We start from the raw sequence: 13191 nt of genomic DNA on the forward strand, positions 1-13191 counted from the left end.
GTTCCAGGTGTCGACCGGATCTCGGTGGTGGCCGTCAGGTCGAGCGCATTGTCGTCGCGCGCAATCTTCACCGGCTCGACAGCGAAAGCCGCCGATGCGGCAAGGCACAGATAGGCTGTCGTGAGCGCAGCAATCCACAGGGCGGCGAGGCGAGGCACGGCGCGCGAAAGGGTTCGGGTATTCGTCATGAGGGCGTCTTGCCGTTCCGCGCCTTATGGCCGCCGATCCGGGAATACAGCAGATGGTCGCGCCATTCCCCGTTGATTTTCAGATAGTCGCGCAAAAGACCTTCCCGCTCAAATCCCGCTTTTTCGAGTAGCCTCAGGCTGTTGACGTTGTCCGGAATACAGGCTGCTTCGATACGGTGCAACTCGAGCGGCCCGAAGATGTAGGGAATAGCCAGCTGAAGTGCGGCAAACATGTGGCCTCGGCCCGCATGACGTTCGCCCATCCAGTAGCCGATCATGCAGCTTTGTGCCGCGCCGCGGCGGATGAGACCGATGGTAAGCCCGCCCAGCAAGGTGTTCTCGGCCTGATCGAAGAGAAAGAAGGGCACGGCCATGCCGGAGTGAAATTCCTGTTCATTACGCAGGACGCGCTGTCGAAACGCGCGCTCGGTCAGCTCGTCGGTGCGCCAGCTCGGCTCCCATGGCTGCAGAAAGGCGCGGCTCTCCTTGCGCAGCTGGTGCCATTGCTCGAAATCGCGGAAGCGGGGCAGGCGAAGGAGATGTCGTTCGCTGGCGATCTCCGGCATATCCGGCTGCCGGGACAGAAACCGAAACACCGAGCGCGTCATCGTCAATCCCCAAGCGATGTCCGGCGGGGTCCCCGCCGGTCGAAGTCTATGCCGGCGGCCTTTAGCCGACGGCCTTGCGGATACCGGCAGGCTGTGTGGTCAGCGCGCCCTTGATATCGTCGAGCGGAACCAGGTGATCCATCGGACCGATGGCCGAAAGCGTCGGAACCGTGTCGAAGAACAGGCGGCCCGCAAGGTCGGTCAGGCGATCGGTCGTGATGCCGGCAAGCCGCTCCATCATTTCCTGGTTCGGAATGGTGCGTCCATAGAGCATCATCTGCCGGGCGATCTGGCCGGCACGAGCGGCCGGGCTCTCCTGGCCCATCAGAAGCTGGGCGCGGATCTGCGCCCGCGAGCGCTCGATTTCCTGCTGGTCGATATGGTCGGATGCCTTGCGCAGCTCGTCGATGATCACGGGCACCAGTTCAGGCAGGTTCTCGCCGCCCGTCGCAGCGTGAATGCCGAAGATGCCGGTATCGGAAAAGCCCCAGTGGAAGGCATAGACCGAATAGCACAGGCCACGGATCTCGCGCACTTCCTGGAAGAGGCGGGACGACATGCCGCCGCCGAGAATGTTGGCAAGGATCTGCGAGCAGTAGAAGTCGCGCATGTGATAGGCCTTGCCCTCGAAACCGAGCAGCACCTGGGTATCCATCAGGTCGCGCTCTTCGCGGGACTCGCCACCGGTATAGTGGGCAGCGTCCATCACCGGCGTCGCAGACGGTGTCGTCGGCAGCGAGGCGAAACGCTGCTCCACCTGCTTAACGAAGGCATCGTGGTCAACCTTGCCGGCGGCCACGACGAACATCCGGTCGGTCGTGTAATTGCGCGAGAGATAGGCGCGGATCTGGTCGCTGGAGAAGGATTTGACCGTCTCGGGTGTGCCCAGAATGCTGCGCCCGATCGTCTGGCCACGATAGGCCTGTTCGGAGAAACGGTCGAAGACAACGTCATCGGGCGTATCGTCGGCTGCGCCGATTTCCTGCAGGATGACGTGTTTTTCGCGCTCCAGTTCCTCTTCATCGAAGACGCTGTCGGTCAGGATGTCGGCAAGGATGTCGACCGCGAGCGGCACGTTGTCCTTCAGAACGCGGGCATAATAAGAGGTGGTCTCCGTCGAGGTGGCGGCGTTCACTTCGCCGCCGACATTCTCGATCTGCTCGGCGATCTGCCGGGCCGTGCGCGTATTCGTACCCTTGAAGGCCATGTGCTCGAGCAGATGCGCAATGCCGTGCTCGGCTTCGGTCTCGTTACGCGAGCCGGACTTGATCCAGGTGCCGAGAGCCACGCTTTCCAGATGAGGCATGTTCTCGGTTACGACAGTCAAACCCGATGGAAGCCGGGTGCACTCAACATTCATGGTCCGTCTTTCCGCGCTTCCTACCTAACTGCTCGCGCCTGTTTACTGATAAAGCCTTCGATGGCTTTCAGTTCCGCGGGCAGGACTTCGAAGCGCTCCTCCCTGTCCATCAGATCAGCAAGCCACGCCGGAAGCGCGGGGTCAATACCGGAGGCCGATTTTACTGCGGCGGGGAACTTGGCCGGGTGGGCCGTCGCCAGAACCACCATGGGGCTTTGCGGCTTTTCGAATTTTTTCGCGACATGTACGCCGACGGCCGTATGCGGATCGAGCAGGTAGCCGGTCTCGTCGAGAACGGCGCGGATCGTCTTCGCCACTTCCTTCTCAGTCGCGCGGCCGGCGCGGAAATCCTTGCGGATGAACTTGAGAGCTTCCGGCTGAATCTCGAAGGCGCCGGACTGCTTCAGCCCCTCCATCGACGAACGGATGGCGGAAGCATCGCGGCCATAGGCCTCGAACAGTAGCCGCTCGAAGTTCGACGAAATCTGGATGTCCATCGACGGCGACGTGGTCGCCGAAACACCCTTCATCTCGTAGCGGCCGGTCTTGAGCGTCCGCGCCAGAATGTCGTTGTCGTTGGTCGCGATGACAAGCTTGTCGATCGGCAGGCCCATCTTCTTGGCGACGTAACCGGCAAAGATATCGCCGAAATTGCCTGTCGGCACGGTGAAAGACACCTTGCGGTCGGGAGCGCCGAGCGCAACCGCAGAGGTGAAGTAGTAGACCACCTGCGCCATGATGCGGGCCCAGTTGATTGAGTTGACGCCGGAAAGACCGACGCGATCCCGGAACGGTACGTCGTTGAACATCGCCTTCACCAGATTCTGGCAGTCGTCGAAATTGCCTTCGACGGCGATGGCATGCACGTTTTCATCCTTCGACGAGGTCATCTGGCGCTGCTGCACCGGCGAAACCTTGCCATGCGGGAAGAGAATGAAAATGTCGGTGCGCGCGCGACCGGCAAAGGCGTCGATCGCAGCACCACCCGTGTCGCCCGAGGTCGCGCCGACGATCGTCGCCCGTTCGCCGCGTTTCTCCAGAACATGATCCATCAGCCGGGCGATGAGCTGCATCGCCACGTCCTTGAAGGCGAGCGTGGTGCCATGGAAGAGCTCCAGCACGAAGGAATTCGCACCGGTCTGCACGAGCGGCGCGACAGCCGGATGCTTGAAGGTCGCGTAAGCCTCGTCGATCATCGCCCGGAAGACCTCCGGCTCGATCTCGCCATTGGTGAAGGGCAGCAGAACCTCGAATGCGACGTCCTCATAGGACTTGCCACGCAAGCCGCGGATCGCCTTTTTCGACATCTGCGGCCACTCGCGGGGCACGTAGAGACCGCCGTCACGGGCAAGGCCCGCCAGCAATGCGTCACAAAAGCCGAGGCTCGGGGCCTCGCCGCGGGTCGAAACATATTCCACGTCGCTCATCCCTAAAGTTCAAGAATTCGGAGCCGAAGCCGCCGTCAAACCTATGGCGTTTCGGATAAAGAGGTTTGCCCGTTTGCGCCAGTGCACCGGCCAGGATTTCGCAAGCCCGGCAGTCCTGCATGCCCGCGCTGATGTGGAGACTCCTGCCGGCTGTCGAAGGTCCATCGAAAATTGAAGCAAATTGCCGGCTACCCAATCGATTTTTGTCGTGGCCGCTGGTATAGACCATCCGCGAGGGCGCTGAAAAGCCTCAAGTTTGACTGTTTTTCGGCCTTTGGCCGAGCATGCGGAAGGTGAAGTCTCGTGTCTGTAAACGTGTCGCGCGGTGTTGTCGCCGTTTCGCTGATGATGGTTCTCTCGGGCTGCAATGCTGGTGGTATCGGCAGTAGTCTTGGCCTTTCGCCATCGGAGCCAGGAAACGCGGCTGCAGCCGCGGATCGGCAGGCTTTCGTCCAGGGCTTCTGCCCGCAGATTTCCCTGAGTGACGGAACAGCCTCCTATCGCACCTATGCCCGCGGCAAGGACGGCGATGCCGAGCAGGTCATCTTCCAGGCCTCGCTCGCCGACACCACGCGCTCCTGCGCGCGCACCGAAACATCGTTGACGATCAACGCGCTGGTTCAGGGTCGCCTCGTCGCAGGCCCGCAGGGCAAGGCCGGCACGATCAATCTGCCGGTGCGGGTCACTGTCGTGGATGGCGGTCAGGAAGTGTTCAACGAAGTCGAGCAGTATGCCGTGACGCTCACCGACGTGAACCAGCCGACTCAGTTCATCTACAGCAAGGCGGCGACCGTTCCCGGCAACATCTCCGGCACGGCCCGCGTCTTCATCGGCTTCGAACAGCCGAAGAAGAAGTAACCCTTTCAAGGAAAGTCGGCGGATCGAAAGATTGGGGTCTCATCCGACCCCTTCCTCAACCAAGCGATAGCTTGCTCTCGACAGTGATGAGGCGAGTGTTCAGGTCATCTGCGATTCGCATCGCGTTTGAGGCGTCCTGAAGTGCAGTCAGCACCTCATTGTACTGCCCGACAACTTCAATCTGGGTGCGCTTGATGTCGCGGGACCGCTCGTCGAGCATGGCTTCCGCCTCGTCCAGTCGGGAATGATCGCACCAAGTCGGGTGGACGTCTCGCTATGATGTTGGGACGCCACTTCGTGCAGGGAGTTCATCTTGCGATTGAGCTTCGTGATTTCGGTCTCAATGGAACCGAATTTCTCGATAGCCGCCTCTACCATGCTCAATGTCCGCCTTTGGCCATTGAAGACAGATTCAATCAGTGCGAGCAGCTTGGTCTCATCCATGCCAGTCATGCCGAAATCCTCAGGTTTCAAGGCAATATGGCATCCAGTCGCGTTTAGGACAAGAAAAGCGTCATTGATGCGATCGGCTATGCCTATGAGCGCCGCGTCAGGGCCACCAGATAGCGGGTTGCTTGCTCGCCGGCATTGACGAACACGCAATCGCTGGGCACGCCGAGTTGCAGGCAGTCACCCGTCGAAAGTTGATGGCTGCGTGTGCCCTCGATGAAGTCAAGGCGACCTTCGAGCACGTAGATCTGCTGGTGCTGGAAGCTGAAGGCAGACGCGGGGTAGGGCACCCGGACACCGGGCGGCAAAACCACTTCCAGAAGTTCGAGTTGGCCGCCATTGGCGGGGGAAAGCGTCCGCCTCGTATAGCCCGTATCCGGATCGGTCCAGAGCGGCTGCTCCTCGCGGCGTGCCAGCCGGTCCCCCTCGCGTTCGGCAAGGGCGAGAAGAACCGAGAGCGGCAGCCCAAAGGCGCCGGAGAGACGTCCGAGCACGGTCGCCGTCGGGCTCGCCTCGCAGCGCTCCACCTTGCTGATCATTGCCTTTGAAACACCCGATCGGGCCGCCAGCTCTGCAAGCGACCAGCCACGCGTTTCCCGCTCCAGTCGGACGCGCTCGGCGATCGCCCGCGCCTGGCGGTCCTCGGTGTGAGCATCGTCTCTGTGCACGGTGTTCCTCATCTCGCCCCTTGCCAAATGATCCGGCTGCGTCTTCTATAGTGGACGGGAACATACGATAGATGACGGCGCATCCACAAGTCGCCGCCTGTCGACAAAAGAGAGGGACGAACACGAGCATGGCACGCGAAATCCGTTTCAACGCCTTCGACATGAATTGCGTCGGTCATATCCAGCAGGGACTCTGGAGCCACCCGCGCGACCGCTCGATGGAATATACGAGCCTCGCCTACTGGACCGACTATGCAAAACGCCTGGAGGCGGGCCTGTTCGACGGTATCTTCCTCGCCGATGTCGTCGGCATTTACGACGTTTTGAGCGGCAGCCCGGCGCCCGCACTTCGCGGTGCCGTGCAGGTGCCGGTCAACGATCCCATGATGCTGGTCCCGGCCATGGCGGCGGCCACCCGCCATCTCGGCTTCGGCGTCACGGCCAATCTCACCTACGAACAGCCCTTCCTTTTTGCCCGCCGCATGGCGACGCTCGATCACCTGACCGGCGGCCGAATCGGCTGGAACATCGTGACCGGCTATCTCGACAGTGCGGCCCGCGCCATCGGCCTCGACGGCCAGATGGCCCATGATGATCGCTACGATCTCGCCGACGAATACATGGAGGTCATCTACAAGCTTCTCGAAGGCAGCTGGGAAGACGGCGCCGTGGTGGCCGACAAGACGGCGAAAGTCTATGCCGATCCGCAGCGTGTGCATCCCGTCCATCATCATGGACGTCAATACCGGGTGGATGCCTATCACCTCTCAGAACCCTCGCCGCAGCGCACGCCGGTTCTCTATCAGGCCGGATCCTCGCCGCGTGGCCGACAGTTCGCCGCGACCCACGCCGAATGTGTCTTCGTCAACGGTCAGAAGAAGGAGGGCGTCCGCGAGATCGTCACCGACATCCGTGCGCGTGCCGAGGGTCTTGGACGGCATGGTGACGACATCAAGGTTTTCCTTGGTGCCACCATCGTCACCGGCCGCACCGAAAAGGAGGCACGGGACAAGTTCGAGGACTACCGCCAATATGTCAGCTCGGAGGCCGCGCTCACCCATGCCGCCGCCTCGATGGGCATCGACTTCGACAAGTTCGACATGGACGAACCGGTCGAGACGGGCAAGAGCCAGGCGATCACCTCCAACATCAAGGCCATGGACCGCGCCGCCGGCCCGCAATGGACCAAGCGCAAGCTGATCGAGCAGATGGTGCTCGGCAGCCGCCAGCCGCCGCTTGTCGCTTCGGCCGATCAGGTCGTCGACTGGTTGGTGGACTGGGTCGAGGACACCGGCGTCGACGGCTTCAACCTGTCGCGCACGGTCGTGCCGGAATGCTTCGACGACATCATCGAGCTGGTCGTTCCACGGCTGCAGGAGAAAGGTCTCTACAAGACCGAATACCGCGAAGGGCCGCTGCGGGAAAAGCTCTTCGGCAATGCCCGTCTGAGCGACCGACATGTTGCCTCGACTCATCGGCAGAAGGTCTGACGTCGCCGCGCATAGGTTGCGGGATCCATTTGTCGCAACAGTTGCTGCAACTTGCTCTCGCCAACTGAGAAGTGCTAGATTCGTCTTCTGAAAAGAGACGGTCCCTCCGCCTGGTCGGCACGATGATGTCGGCAGTCGAGGGGAGCGAGGTGCCTGGTCGGGCGCCTGCGGTGGGAGGCCTTATTGAAAATTGCAGTTGTGAGAAACCCCATTGCGGGCGGCCAAGCCGGCCAGAAGCAATGGGCTCCCTTGCTTGCCGCCTTCCGCCATCGTTTCCCGGATCTGGAAATCCATGAAAGCCGCTCCAGCGGGGATGCCCGCAGGCTCGCCCGCGAGCTTGCCGCGGGGCCCTACGACGTCATCGTGGTGGCCGGTGGTGACGGCACGATCAGCGATGTCGTCGACGGTGTGCTCACCTCGTCGCGCCCCGAGATGCCGCTCGCCTTTCTGCCGATTGGCACGGGCTGCGATTTCATCCGGAACTTCAAGCTTCCGGGCGATCCGGCTGCCCTTGCGGAGCATGTCGCCAAGGCTCCCGTCCGAAAGATTGATGCCGGGCTGCTGGTCAGCCGCGATGCATCCGGAAACGAGCAGCGTCGCCACTTTGCCAATATCGCCAGTGTCGGCATCTCCGGCGAAATCGTCGATGCTGTGAATGCGCCTGGACGAAGACGCATCTTGAACGGCCCCCTCCGCTTCAGCGTGCATGCGGCGCTCGCGATCCTGCGCTATCGTCCCTATGATTTCGAAGTGCTGATCGATGGCATGCAGGTGCATCAGGGCAGGCTAGCGATCGCGGCGATTGCCAATGGCGGCTGGTTCGGCGGCGGCATGAACATCACGCCGGATGCCGATGTTGCCGATGGCCTGTTCGACATCGCCGTCATGCGCGAGGAAAAGATCCTCGGCCTTCTGAATTTACTGGGACGCCTGCATTCCGCCGGCCATGTCGGCCATCCGCTCTTGAGTTTTCACAAAGGACGCCGTGTCGAAGTGCGGCCGCGCGATCCCCAGCGTTTCCCCGTCGAAATCGACGGCGAAATGCCGATCCGGGGCGGTTTCGTCGCGGAAATCCTGCCCCAGGCACTGACCATCCGGACCTGAGCCCGGCGATCGTCAGAAAATTAGAACGCGCCTTCCCATTCGGCCATGGCGGCGATCACGCCCGGCAGGTCCTGCATGCGGGCAATCACGGTTTCCGCACCGGCATCCGTCAACCGGTCTGCATGCGAAGGATAGGTATGCGATGCACCGGTAAAGCCGATGACGCGCATGCCGGCTTCGCGCGCGGCATGCACGCCGTGCACGGAATCCTCGATGACGATGCACTTTGAAGGGCTGACATTGAACTGCTTGGCACCATGAAGGAAGATATCAGGCTTCGGCTTGACCCTGTCGGCGCCGAGATCCTTCGCCGAATAGATATGCGGCGCGAAGAAATCCTTGAGGCCGACCTTGGTCAGCATCATGTCGAGACGGTGTGAGGAGGAATTGGAGCAGATGCAGCGCGGACCGGCGAGCCGCGCCAGCGCATATTGCACGCCTTCGATCGCCTTCACCTCGCGGGCGAGCTTCTGGTCGAGCAGCTGTTCCGATTTGTCGATCAGGCTGGCCGAGAGCGGGATATCGATCTCCTTCTCGATCGACAGGAGGATGTTCTTCCAGGTCATGCCGGCGAAGCGCTCGCCCATCTCCTCGACCGAGATCGGATAACCGGCCTCCGTCAGAAGCTTCGATTCGACCTTGGCCGCAATGATCTCGGAATCGACGAGCACGCCGTCGCAATCGAAAAGGGTGAGATCGAAGCCGCTCATGGAAATATCCGTCCTGTGGTCCTGAAGAAGGCGGCTTCCTACACGATTGGCGAGGCGAGGACAATCATGCCCGGCGCATGGCAGATCTGCCGGCCGCTCCGGTTGCTCGCCTCAGGTGGCGGCCATCGCAAGCAGCACGGCCTCGAAATCCTGGGGGTAGCGCTTGAGCCCGCCGTCCTTCTCCATCATGTCCGCGAGCCACACGCCGTCGGCAGCAAGCCGCACGGCAACGAGCCGCTGATCGCCATCGGTTTCGGCATGCTGCGCCATCCGCCCGTCGAGCCATGTTGACCACAGCGAGCACAGCGCTGGTTCCGAGACGATAGCAACCGAAAGTGCCGCCCAGAGGCTGCGCTCCCCCAGCAGTCGGTCCGAGAAGCAGGCCCGCACATAGGCTCGCGTGAAACGTCCGCGCGCTAAAGGATCATCTGCCAGAGTCCGGTCGATTTCCTGATCCATCTTGTCGAGCAGATCCTCAAAGACAGCGGCCAGCAGCGTCTGCTTGCTGTCGAAATGATGGAGCAGCCCGCCCTTGGTGACGCCCGCCCGTTCGGCGACCGCCTGGATGGTGATCGCCGACGCCCCCTGTTCGGCGGCGATCTGAGCCGCACAGTCCAGCAATGCCCGCCGCACCTGTTCCGGCTGTTTCTTGCGGTGGTGGGCCGAGAGCAAAGCCTCGGCCGGGGAGGACCCAGACAAGGATGCGGGCGCCATCAGTGCGAGACCGTCTTCGACAGCGTGTTCATCACAATGACACCGGCAACGATCAAGCCGATACCCGCAAGCGCCGGAAGATCCAGGCTCTGCTTGAGGTAGAACACGCTGATCAGAGCCGTCAGCACGATGCCGAGCCCGCCCCACATCGCATAGGCGATGCCAAGCGGCATGCCCTTCAGTGCCTGCGAGAGCAGGTAGAAGGAGGCGACATAGAACATCACCATGCCCGCAGTCGGCAGAAGCTTGGTGAACTGCGCCGACTTCTGCAGCAACGTGGTGCCGATCACTTCAAGCACGATGGCGGCGGCGAGTGCGCCATAGGCGGTCAATACGGGGTTCATGGACAGGGCTCTGGAAATAGGATGGTCTGAACATACCGTATGGTCGGTTTGTTTGACAAGCGCGCCCTGGATGCAAAGGCGAGGCAGTCCTGCAATCTGCAGGAAGCAAAAGATTAATTATAGAACATAATATTAACATATCACAATTTCGCCCGGTTCCGCGAGCGAGCTTGCCCTCGGCCGTCCGGCCACCCCGTCATCAAGAGGACATCCAGCATGTGCCAGGAATGCGAAACGCAAGGCCTCAACCGTCGCAACCTTTTCAAGCTCGCCGGCGTCGGCCTGACCACGGCCGCCCTCATCGGCAGCGCACCCGCGCGCGCCGCCGCCACGGCGCCCTCCAGCTCATCGGTGACGACGCCGGCAGAAGCGCTGGCGCGGCTGAAGCAGGGAAACAGGCGTTTCGTCGAGGATGCCGAAGCCTGCGCCTCCAACCTTGTGGCGATCCGCGGCGAACTGGCCGGCGGCCAGCAACCCTGGGCCACGATCCTCACATGCTCGGACAGTCGCGTCAGCCCTGAACTGGTCTTCGGCGGCTCGACGCTCGGAGAACTCTTCGTCATCCGCAATGCCGGCAACGTGCTCGATACCGGCGCGCTCGGCACGATCGAATACGGAACCGAACATCTGAAGTCGCCGCTGGTCGTCGTCATGGGCCACAGCAAATGTGGCGCCGTCACCGCCGCCTGCGACGAAGTCACCAAGGGTGCCGTGCCCGGCGGTTCGATCGGCAAGATGGTTCAGCCGATCCTGCCCGTCGTGCTCTCCGCCAAGGACAAGGGCGATGGGCTTGTTGCCGAGACGGTCCGCCTCAACGCGATCTCCGGCGCCCGGCGCATTGCCGATGAAAGCCATATCGTCAGCGAACTCGTCTCCTCGGGCGCCGTGAAAGTCGTGGCGGCCGTCTATGACATCGCCAGTGGCGAAGTCGAATTCATCGAAGATCTCTGAGCAATTGGGGCAGGGGGCAGCAATGCCCCCTCCAACGCCTATGGGCGCGAATTGTGTTCCGTTCAGCCGGCTGCCGGAAACATCGGGAGAAACCGCCTCGCGGAAAAGTAAATCAGGCTCTCGGTCATTGCCCTGACCTTCCGATCCTCGGCACGAAGTTGCGATGCAGCCGATGCTTCCGCAGGGAAAGCAGCCTAAGAACGAGGCGCCGCAAAGTATCCCTACGCCCTCGGCAGGATAGTGGTCGCCAAACCTGGTGAGCACAAAGGGTGGTGAGAACTGTGTTGCCTTAAGCGTCAAGGTTTGACTGTCCCTTGATGAAAAAGCATTTGCCATTTGCACCCGTCATATTTCCAAATGGAGCTTCTCAGCACACACTGCACCGAACCATTGGGTGTAGAGCGTCTGGTCTCGTAGGTGAGCAGCACAGCGTCGCTGGAAATCGGTTTCAATGCGTAGTTCGCTGTCTCCACATTGTTTCCGTCGGTTCCAGGCTCTCGCTCCAGCAGTTCCATGATGGTCGTCCGGTCGTAGACGCTCCCGGACGCTCCAATTTCCATGAAGCCGTCAGCGAGCAGGATTTCTAAAGTTCGCCGGCAACGCCTCGTGTCGGGCTGATGGAGGGCTTCTTCCAATGACTGGATTTCCTCAAGGCTGGGAATGCTGGTCAATGTCTTACCTCGCTGGCACTGTTGTCCAAACTGCTAGCTGCATGCGACGGGCAGCTGCCCTGGCTCTCTTCCCTTTTCTATCTGAGTCCGTTCAGTCTGCTGCCGGAAACATCGCCAGAAATCGCCGTTCTCCCTCAGCCGAAAACCGGATGATCCGGCTCTCCTCCACCCGCCTTGCATGGCCATGATCGAGGAAGTGCGAGAGCAGTGCCGCCCCGAGCGAGCCGGCGAGATGGGTGCGCCGTTCACTCCAGTCGAGGCATGCCCGGCAGAGCGGCCGCCGCTTGGCTCTGAGGCTGGCGATATCGAGACCCTGACCCGCGAGCAGGGTCTCGCCCTCAGCCGTCAGCGTCAGCGCCTCGTCCTCCGCGCGGATCGCCCCTCGGGCGATCAGGCTGTCGAGCATGCGCACGCCGAAATCGCCGGCCAGATGATCGTAGCAGATCCGCGCCTTGCGCAGTTCCGGCTCCTTCGGGCCGGTGCGATGGCGCAGGTGACCGCGTGTCGCCGAAAAGCTCATCAGGCTCTCGATCATCACGCCCACCTGATCATCCGCCAGCGCAAAATAGCGATGCCGCCCCTGTTTACGCTGGGCAAGCAGACCACCCTCTTCGAGTTTCGACAGATGTGAACTTGCCGTCTGCAGCGTGACGCCGGCAGCGCCCGCCAGTTCCGTTGCCGTCAGCGCTCTGCCGCCGATCAGCGCCAGCAGCATGTTGGAGCGGGCGGGATCGCCGATCAGCGAAGCGATGCGCGCGATATCAGGTCCTTCCGCCATGATCGTCTCCTTGGGGTGACAGCAGTCTGCATGCGCAGTGTAGTCGATGCTTCGATCCCGGTCGAACTATCGAGCATACACAATGCTTGCGAGACTTCGATGCCGATCGAAGCATCGCCTTGTGTCGCCATGGCAAACCCACCTCGCAAACCACGAGGAGCCAACATGATCACCTGCATCATCCGCTACCGCATCGACCCCTTCGGCCGCGACGACTTCGCCACTTACGCCCGCAACTGGGGCGAGGCCATCCCGCGCTGCGGCGCCGAGCTCGTCGGCTATTTCGCTCCGCATGAGGGCTCCGCGACCACAGCCTATGGCATCTACAACATCGAAAATCTCGCAGCTTATGAAGCGTACCGAGCAAGGCTCGCCGCCGATCCGCTCGGCAAGGCCAATTATGAATTCGCCAGAAACGCCCGCTTCATTTTGGAGGAAGATCGCCTCTTCCTGACGAATGTCTCCAACCCGCCATCGTCGAGGTCCAGCAATGATCGCCGTCATCTTCGAAGTGGTGCCTTTCGTCGGCGAGCGTCACCGCTATCTCGATCTCGCCGGAGAACTGCGAGAGCACCTGGAAGCGACCGATGGCTTTCTCTCCGTCGAGCGTTTCGAAAGCCTGACGACCCGCGGCAAGCTGCTCTCGCTCTCCTTCTGGCGCGACGAGGAGGCTGTGCGCCGCTGGCGCGAGACGGAAGAACACCGCGCTGCCCAGGCCACCGGCCGAGGCGGCGTCTTCGCCGCCTATCGCCTGCGCGTCGCCCAAGTCCTGCGTGACTACGGCCTCGAAGACAGGGCGGAAGCACCGGAGGACAGCCGGGCACGGCATGGGTGAGGCGAAGGCTTTGACAAACTTTGCCATCGCCGCCA

Annotated in this window: 16 protein-coding genes and 1 pseudogene; 6 read left to right on the forward strand and 11 right to left on the reverse strand. The window is 61.7% G+C overall.

Annotated features, from left to right (window positions below; genetic code table 11):
- From QWE_RS20420 to thrC, 4 genes are all read right to left on the reverse strand, one after another.
- Positions 1 to 188, reverse strand: a 188-nt coding sequence (locus tag QWE_RS20420; RefSeq protein WP_006728074.1) for a hypothetical protein, incomplete at its 3' end; no start/stop codon positions are given.
- Positions 185 to 796 carry a GNAT family N-acetyltransferase gene (locus tag QWE_RS20425; RefSeq protein ID WP_006728075.1) on the reverse strand — a complete coding sequence of 204 codons (612 nt, stop codon included), beginning with the start codon at positions 794 to 796 and terminating at the stop codon, positions 185 to 187. The genes QWE_RS20425 and QWE_RS20420, both read right to left, overlap by 4 nt.
- A gap of 61 nt (positions 797 to 857) precedes the next feature.
- Positions 858 to 2156 (reverse strand): M16 family metallopeptidase, encoded by a 1299-nt coding sequence (locus QWE_RS20430; RefSeq protein ID WP_006728076.1) that lies wholly within the window; start codon positions 2154 to 2156, stop codon positions 858 to 860.
- 20 nt (positions 2157 to 2176) lie between these two features.
- Complete coding sequence (gene thrC, locus QWE_RS20435; protein WP_040300795.1) at positions 2177 to 3583, reverse strand: threonine synthase; 1407 nt, start codon at positions 3581 to 3583, stop codon at positions 2177 to 2179.
- A gap of 303 nt (positions 3584 to 3886) precedes the next feature.
- On the opposite strand from thrC, the gene QWE_RS20440 reads away from it, so the two are divergent.
- Positions 3887 to 4441: a hypothetical protein gene (locus tag QWE_RS20440; RefSeq protein ID WP_006728078.1), complete on the forward strand. Its 555-nt coding sequence runs from the start codon at positions 3887 to 3889 to the stop codon at positions 4439 to 4441.
- A 55-nt stretch (positions 4442 to 4496) separates the two neighbouring features.
- Here QWE_RS20440 and QWE_RS25380 read toward each other — a convergent pair whose 3' ends face one another.
- Both QWE_RS25380 and QWE_RS20450 read right to left on the reverse strand, forming a co-directional pair.
- Positions 4497 to 4661: a hypothetical protein gene (locus QWE_RS25380; protein WP_157790745.1), complete on the reverse strand. Its 165-nt coding sequence runs from the start codon at positions 4659 to 4661 to the stop codon at positions 4497 to 4499.
- 316 nt (positions 4662 to 4977) lie between these two features.
- Positions 4978 to 5559: a helix-turn-helix domain-containing protein gene (locus QWE_RS20450; RefSeq protein ID WP_006728080.1), complete on the reverse strand. Its 582-nt coding sequence runs from the start codon at positions 5557 to 5559 to the stop codon at positions 4978 to 4980.
- Positions 5560 to 5687: 128 nt separating this feature from the next.
- Between QWE_RS20450 and QWE_RS20455 the strand changes: the two genes are divergently transcribed.
- Positions 5688 to 7049 carry an LLM class flavin-dependent oxidoreductase gene (locus tag QWE_RS20455; RefSeq protein ID WP_006728081.1) on the forward strand — a complete coding sequence of 454 codons (1362 nt, stop codon included), beginning with the start codon at positions 5688 to 5690 and terminating at the stop codon, positions 7047 to 7049.
- Positions 7050 to 7232: 183 nt separating this feature from the next.
- Positions 7233 to 8153, forward strand: coding sequence for a diacylglycerol/lipid kinase family protein (locus QWE_RS20460; RefSeq protein ID WP_040300797.1), 921 nt, complete (start codon positions 7233 to 7235; stop codon positions 8151 to 8153).
- A gap of 20 nt (positions 8154 to 8173) precedes the next feature.
- Here the strand turns inward: QWE_RS20460 and QWE_RS20465 are convergent, their stop codons facing one another.
- The 3 genes from QWE_RS20465 to QWE_RS20475 all read right to left on the reverse strand — a co-directional run bounded on the left by QWE_RS20465 (position 8174) and on the right by QWE_RS20475 (position 9921).
- On the reverse strand, positions 8174 to 8863 hold the full coding sequence (locus tag QWE_RS20465) for an HAD family hydrolase (RefSeq protein WP_006728083.1): 690 nt from the start codon (positions 8861 to 8863) through the stop codon (positions 8174 to 8176).
- Positions 8864 to 8974: 111 nt separating this feature from the next.
- Positions 8975 to 9577: a TetR/AcrR family transcriptional regulator gene (locus QWE_RS20470; RefSeq protein ID WP_006728084.1), complete on the reverse strand. Its 603-nt coding sequence runs from the start codon at positions 9575 to 9577 to the stop codon at positions 8975 to 8977.
- Positions 9577 to 9921, reverse strand: a complete 345-nt coding sequence (locus QWE_RS20475) for a DMT family transporter (protein ID WP_040300799.1) — start codon at positions 9919 to 9921, stop codon at positions 9577 to 9579. Before QWE_RS20475 ends, QWE_RS20470 begins: the two co-directional genes overlap by 1 nt.
- Before the next feature lie 216 nt (positions 9922 to 10137).
- On the opposite strand from QWE_RS20475, the gene QWE_RS20480 reads away from it, so the two are divergent.
- Positions 10138 to 10872 (forward strand): carbonic anhydrase, encoded by a 735-nt coding sequence (locus QWE_RS20480; RefSeq protein WP_006728086.1) that lies wholly within the window; start codon positions 10138 to 10140, stop codon positions 10870 to 10872.
- 296 nt (positions 10873 to 11168) lie between these two features.
- Here QWE_RS20480 and QWE_RS20485 read toward each other — a convergent pair whose 3' ends face one another.
- Both QWE_RS20485 and QWE_RS20490 read right to left on the reverse strand, forming a co-directional pair.
- A complete protein-coding gene (locus QWE_RS20485; RefSeq protein ID WP_100220956.1) occupies positions 11169 to 11543 on the reverse strand; it encodes a nuclear transport factor 2 family protein in 375 nt (124 codons plus the stop codon).
- Positions 11544 to 11634: 91 nt separating this feature from the next.
- Positions 11635 to 12321: an ArsR/SmtB family transcription factor gene (locus QWE_RS20490; RefSeq protein WP_006728088.1), complete on the reverse strand. Its 687-nt coding sequence runs from the start codon at positions 12319 to 12321 to the stop codon at positions 11635 to 11637.
- Positions 12322 to 12486: 165 nt separating this feature from the next.
- Here QWE_RS20490 and QWE_RS24865 point away from each other — a divergent pair.
- Together QWE_RS24865 and QWE_RS20495 are read left to right on the forward strand one after the other, a co-directional pair.
- Positions 12487 to 12792 (forward strand): annotated as a pseudogene (locus tag QWE_RS24865) (NIPSNAP family protein); the annotation flags it as partial.
- A 19-nt stretch (positions 12793 to 12811) separates the two neighbouring features.
- The gene (locus tag QWE_RS20495) at positions 12812 to 13156 is read left to right on the forward strand and encodes an antibiotic biosynthesis monooxygenase family protein (protein WP_006728089.1); all 345 of its coding nucleotides are present in this window, start codon (positions 12812 to 12814) and stop codon (positions 13154 to 13156) included.
- Positions 13157 to 13191 lie beyond the last annotated feature (35 nt).

Origin of the sequence: Agrobacterium albertimagni AOL15, assembly GCF_000300855.1 — a bacterium.
GTDB lineage: Bacteria > Pseudomonadota > Alphaproteobacteria > Rhizobiales > Rhizobiaceae > Allorhizobium > Allorhizobium albertimagni.

Coding starts and splice junctions, on each gene's coding strand:
- QWE_RS20465 (WP_006728083.1), bottom strand. CDS start 8,863: ATGAGCGGCTTCGATCTCACCCTTTTCGATTGCGACGGCGTGCTCGTC.
- QWE_RS25380 (WP_157790745.1), bottom strand. CDS start 4,661: ATGCTCGACGAGCGGTCCCGCGACATCAAGCGCACCCAGATTGAAGTT.
- QWE_RS20470 (WP_006728084.1), bottom strand. CDS start 9,577: ATGGCGCCCGCATCCTTGTCTGGGTCCTCCCCGGCCGAGGCTTTGCTC.
- QWE_RS20430 (WP_006728076.1), bottom strand. CDS start 2,156: ATGAATGTTGAGTGCACCCGGCTTCCATCGGGTTTGACTGTCGTAACC.
- QWE_RS20425 (WP_006728075.1), bottom strand. CDS start 796: ATGACGCGCTCGGTGTTTCGGTTTCTGTCCCGGCAGCCGGATATGCCG.
- QWE_RS20455 (WP_006728081.1), top strand. CDS start 5,688: ATGGCACGCGAAATCCGTTTCAACGCCTTCGACATGAATTGCGTCGGT.
- QWE_RS20495 (WP_006728089.1), top strand. CDS start 12,812: ATGATCGCCGTCATCTTCGAAGTGGTGCCTTTCGTCGGCGAGCGTCAC.
- QWE_RS20475 (WP_040300799.1), bottom strand. CDS start 9,921: ATGAACCCCGTATTGACCGCCTATGGCGCACTCGCCGCCGCCATCGTG.
- QWE_RS20480 (WP_006728086.1), top strand. CDS start 10,138: ATGTGCCAGGAATGCGAAACGCAAGGCCTCAACCGTCGCAACCTTTTC.
- QWE_RS20490 (WP_006728088.1), bottom strand. CDS start 12,321: ATGGCGGAAGGACCTGATATCGCGCGCATCGCTTCGCTGATCGGCGAT.
- thrC (WP_040300795.1), bottom strand. CDS start 3,583: ATGAGCGACGTGGAATATGTTTCGACCCGCGGCGAGGCCCCGAGCCTC.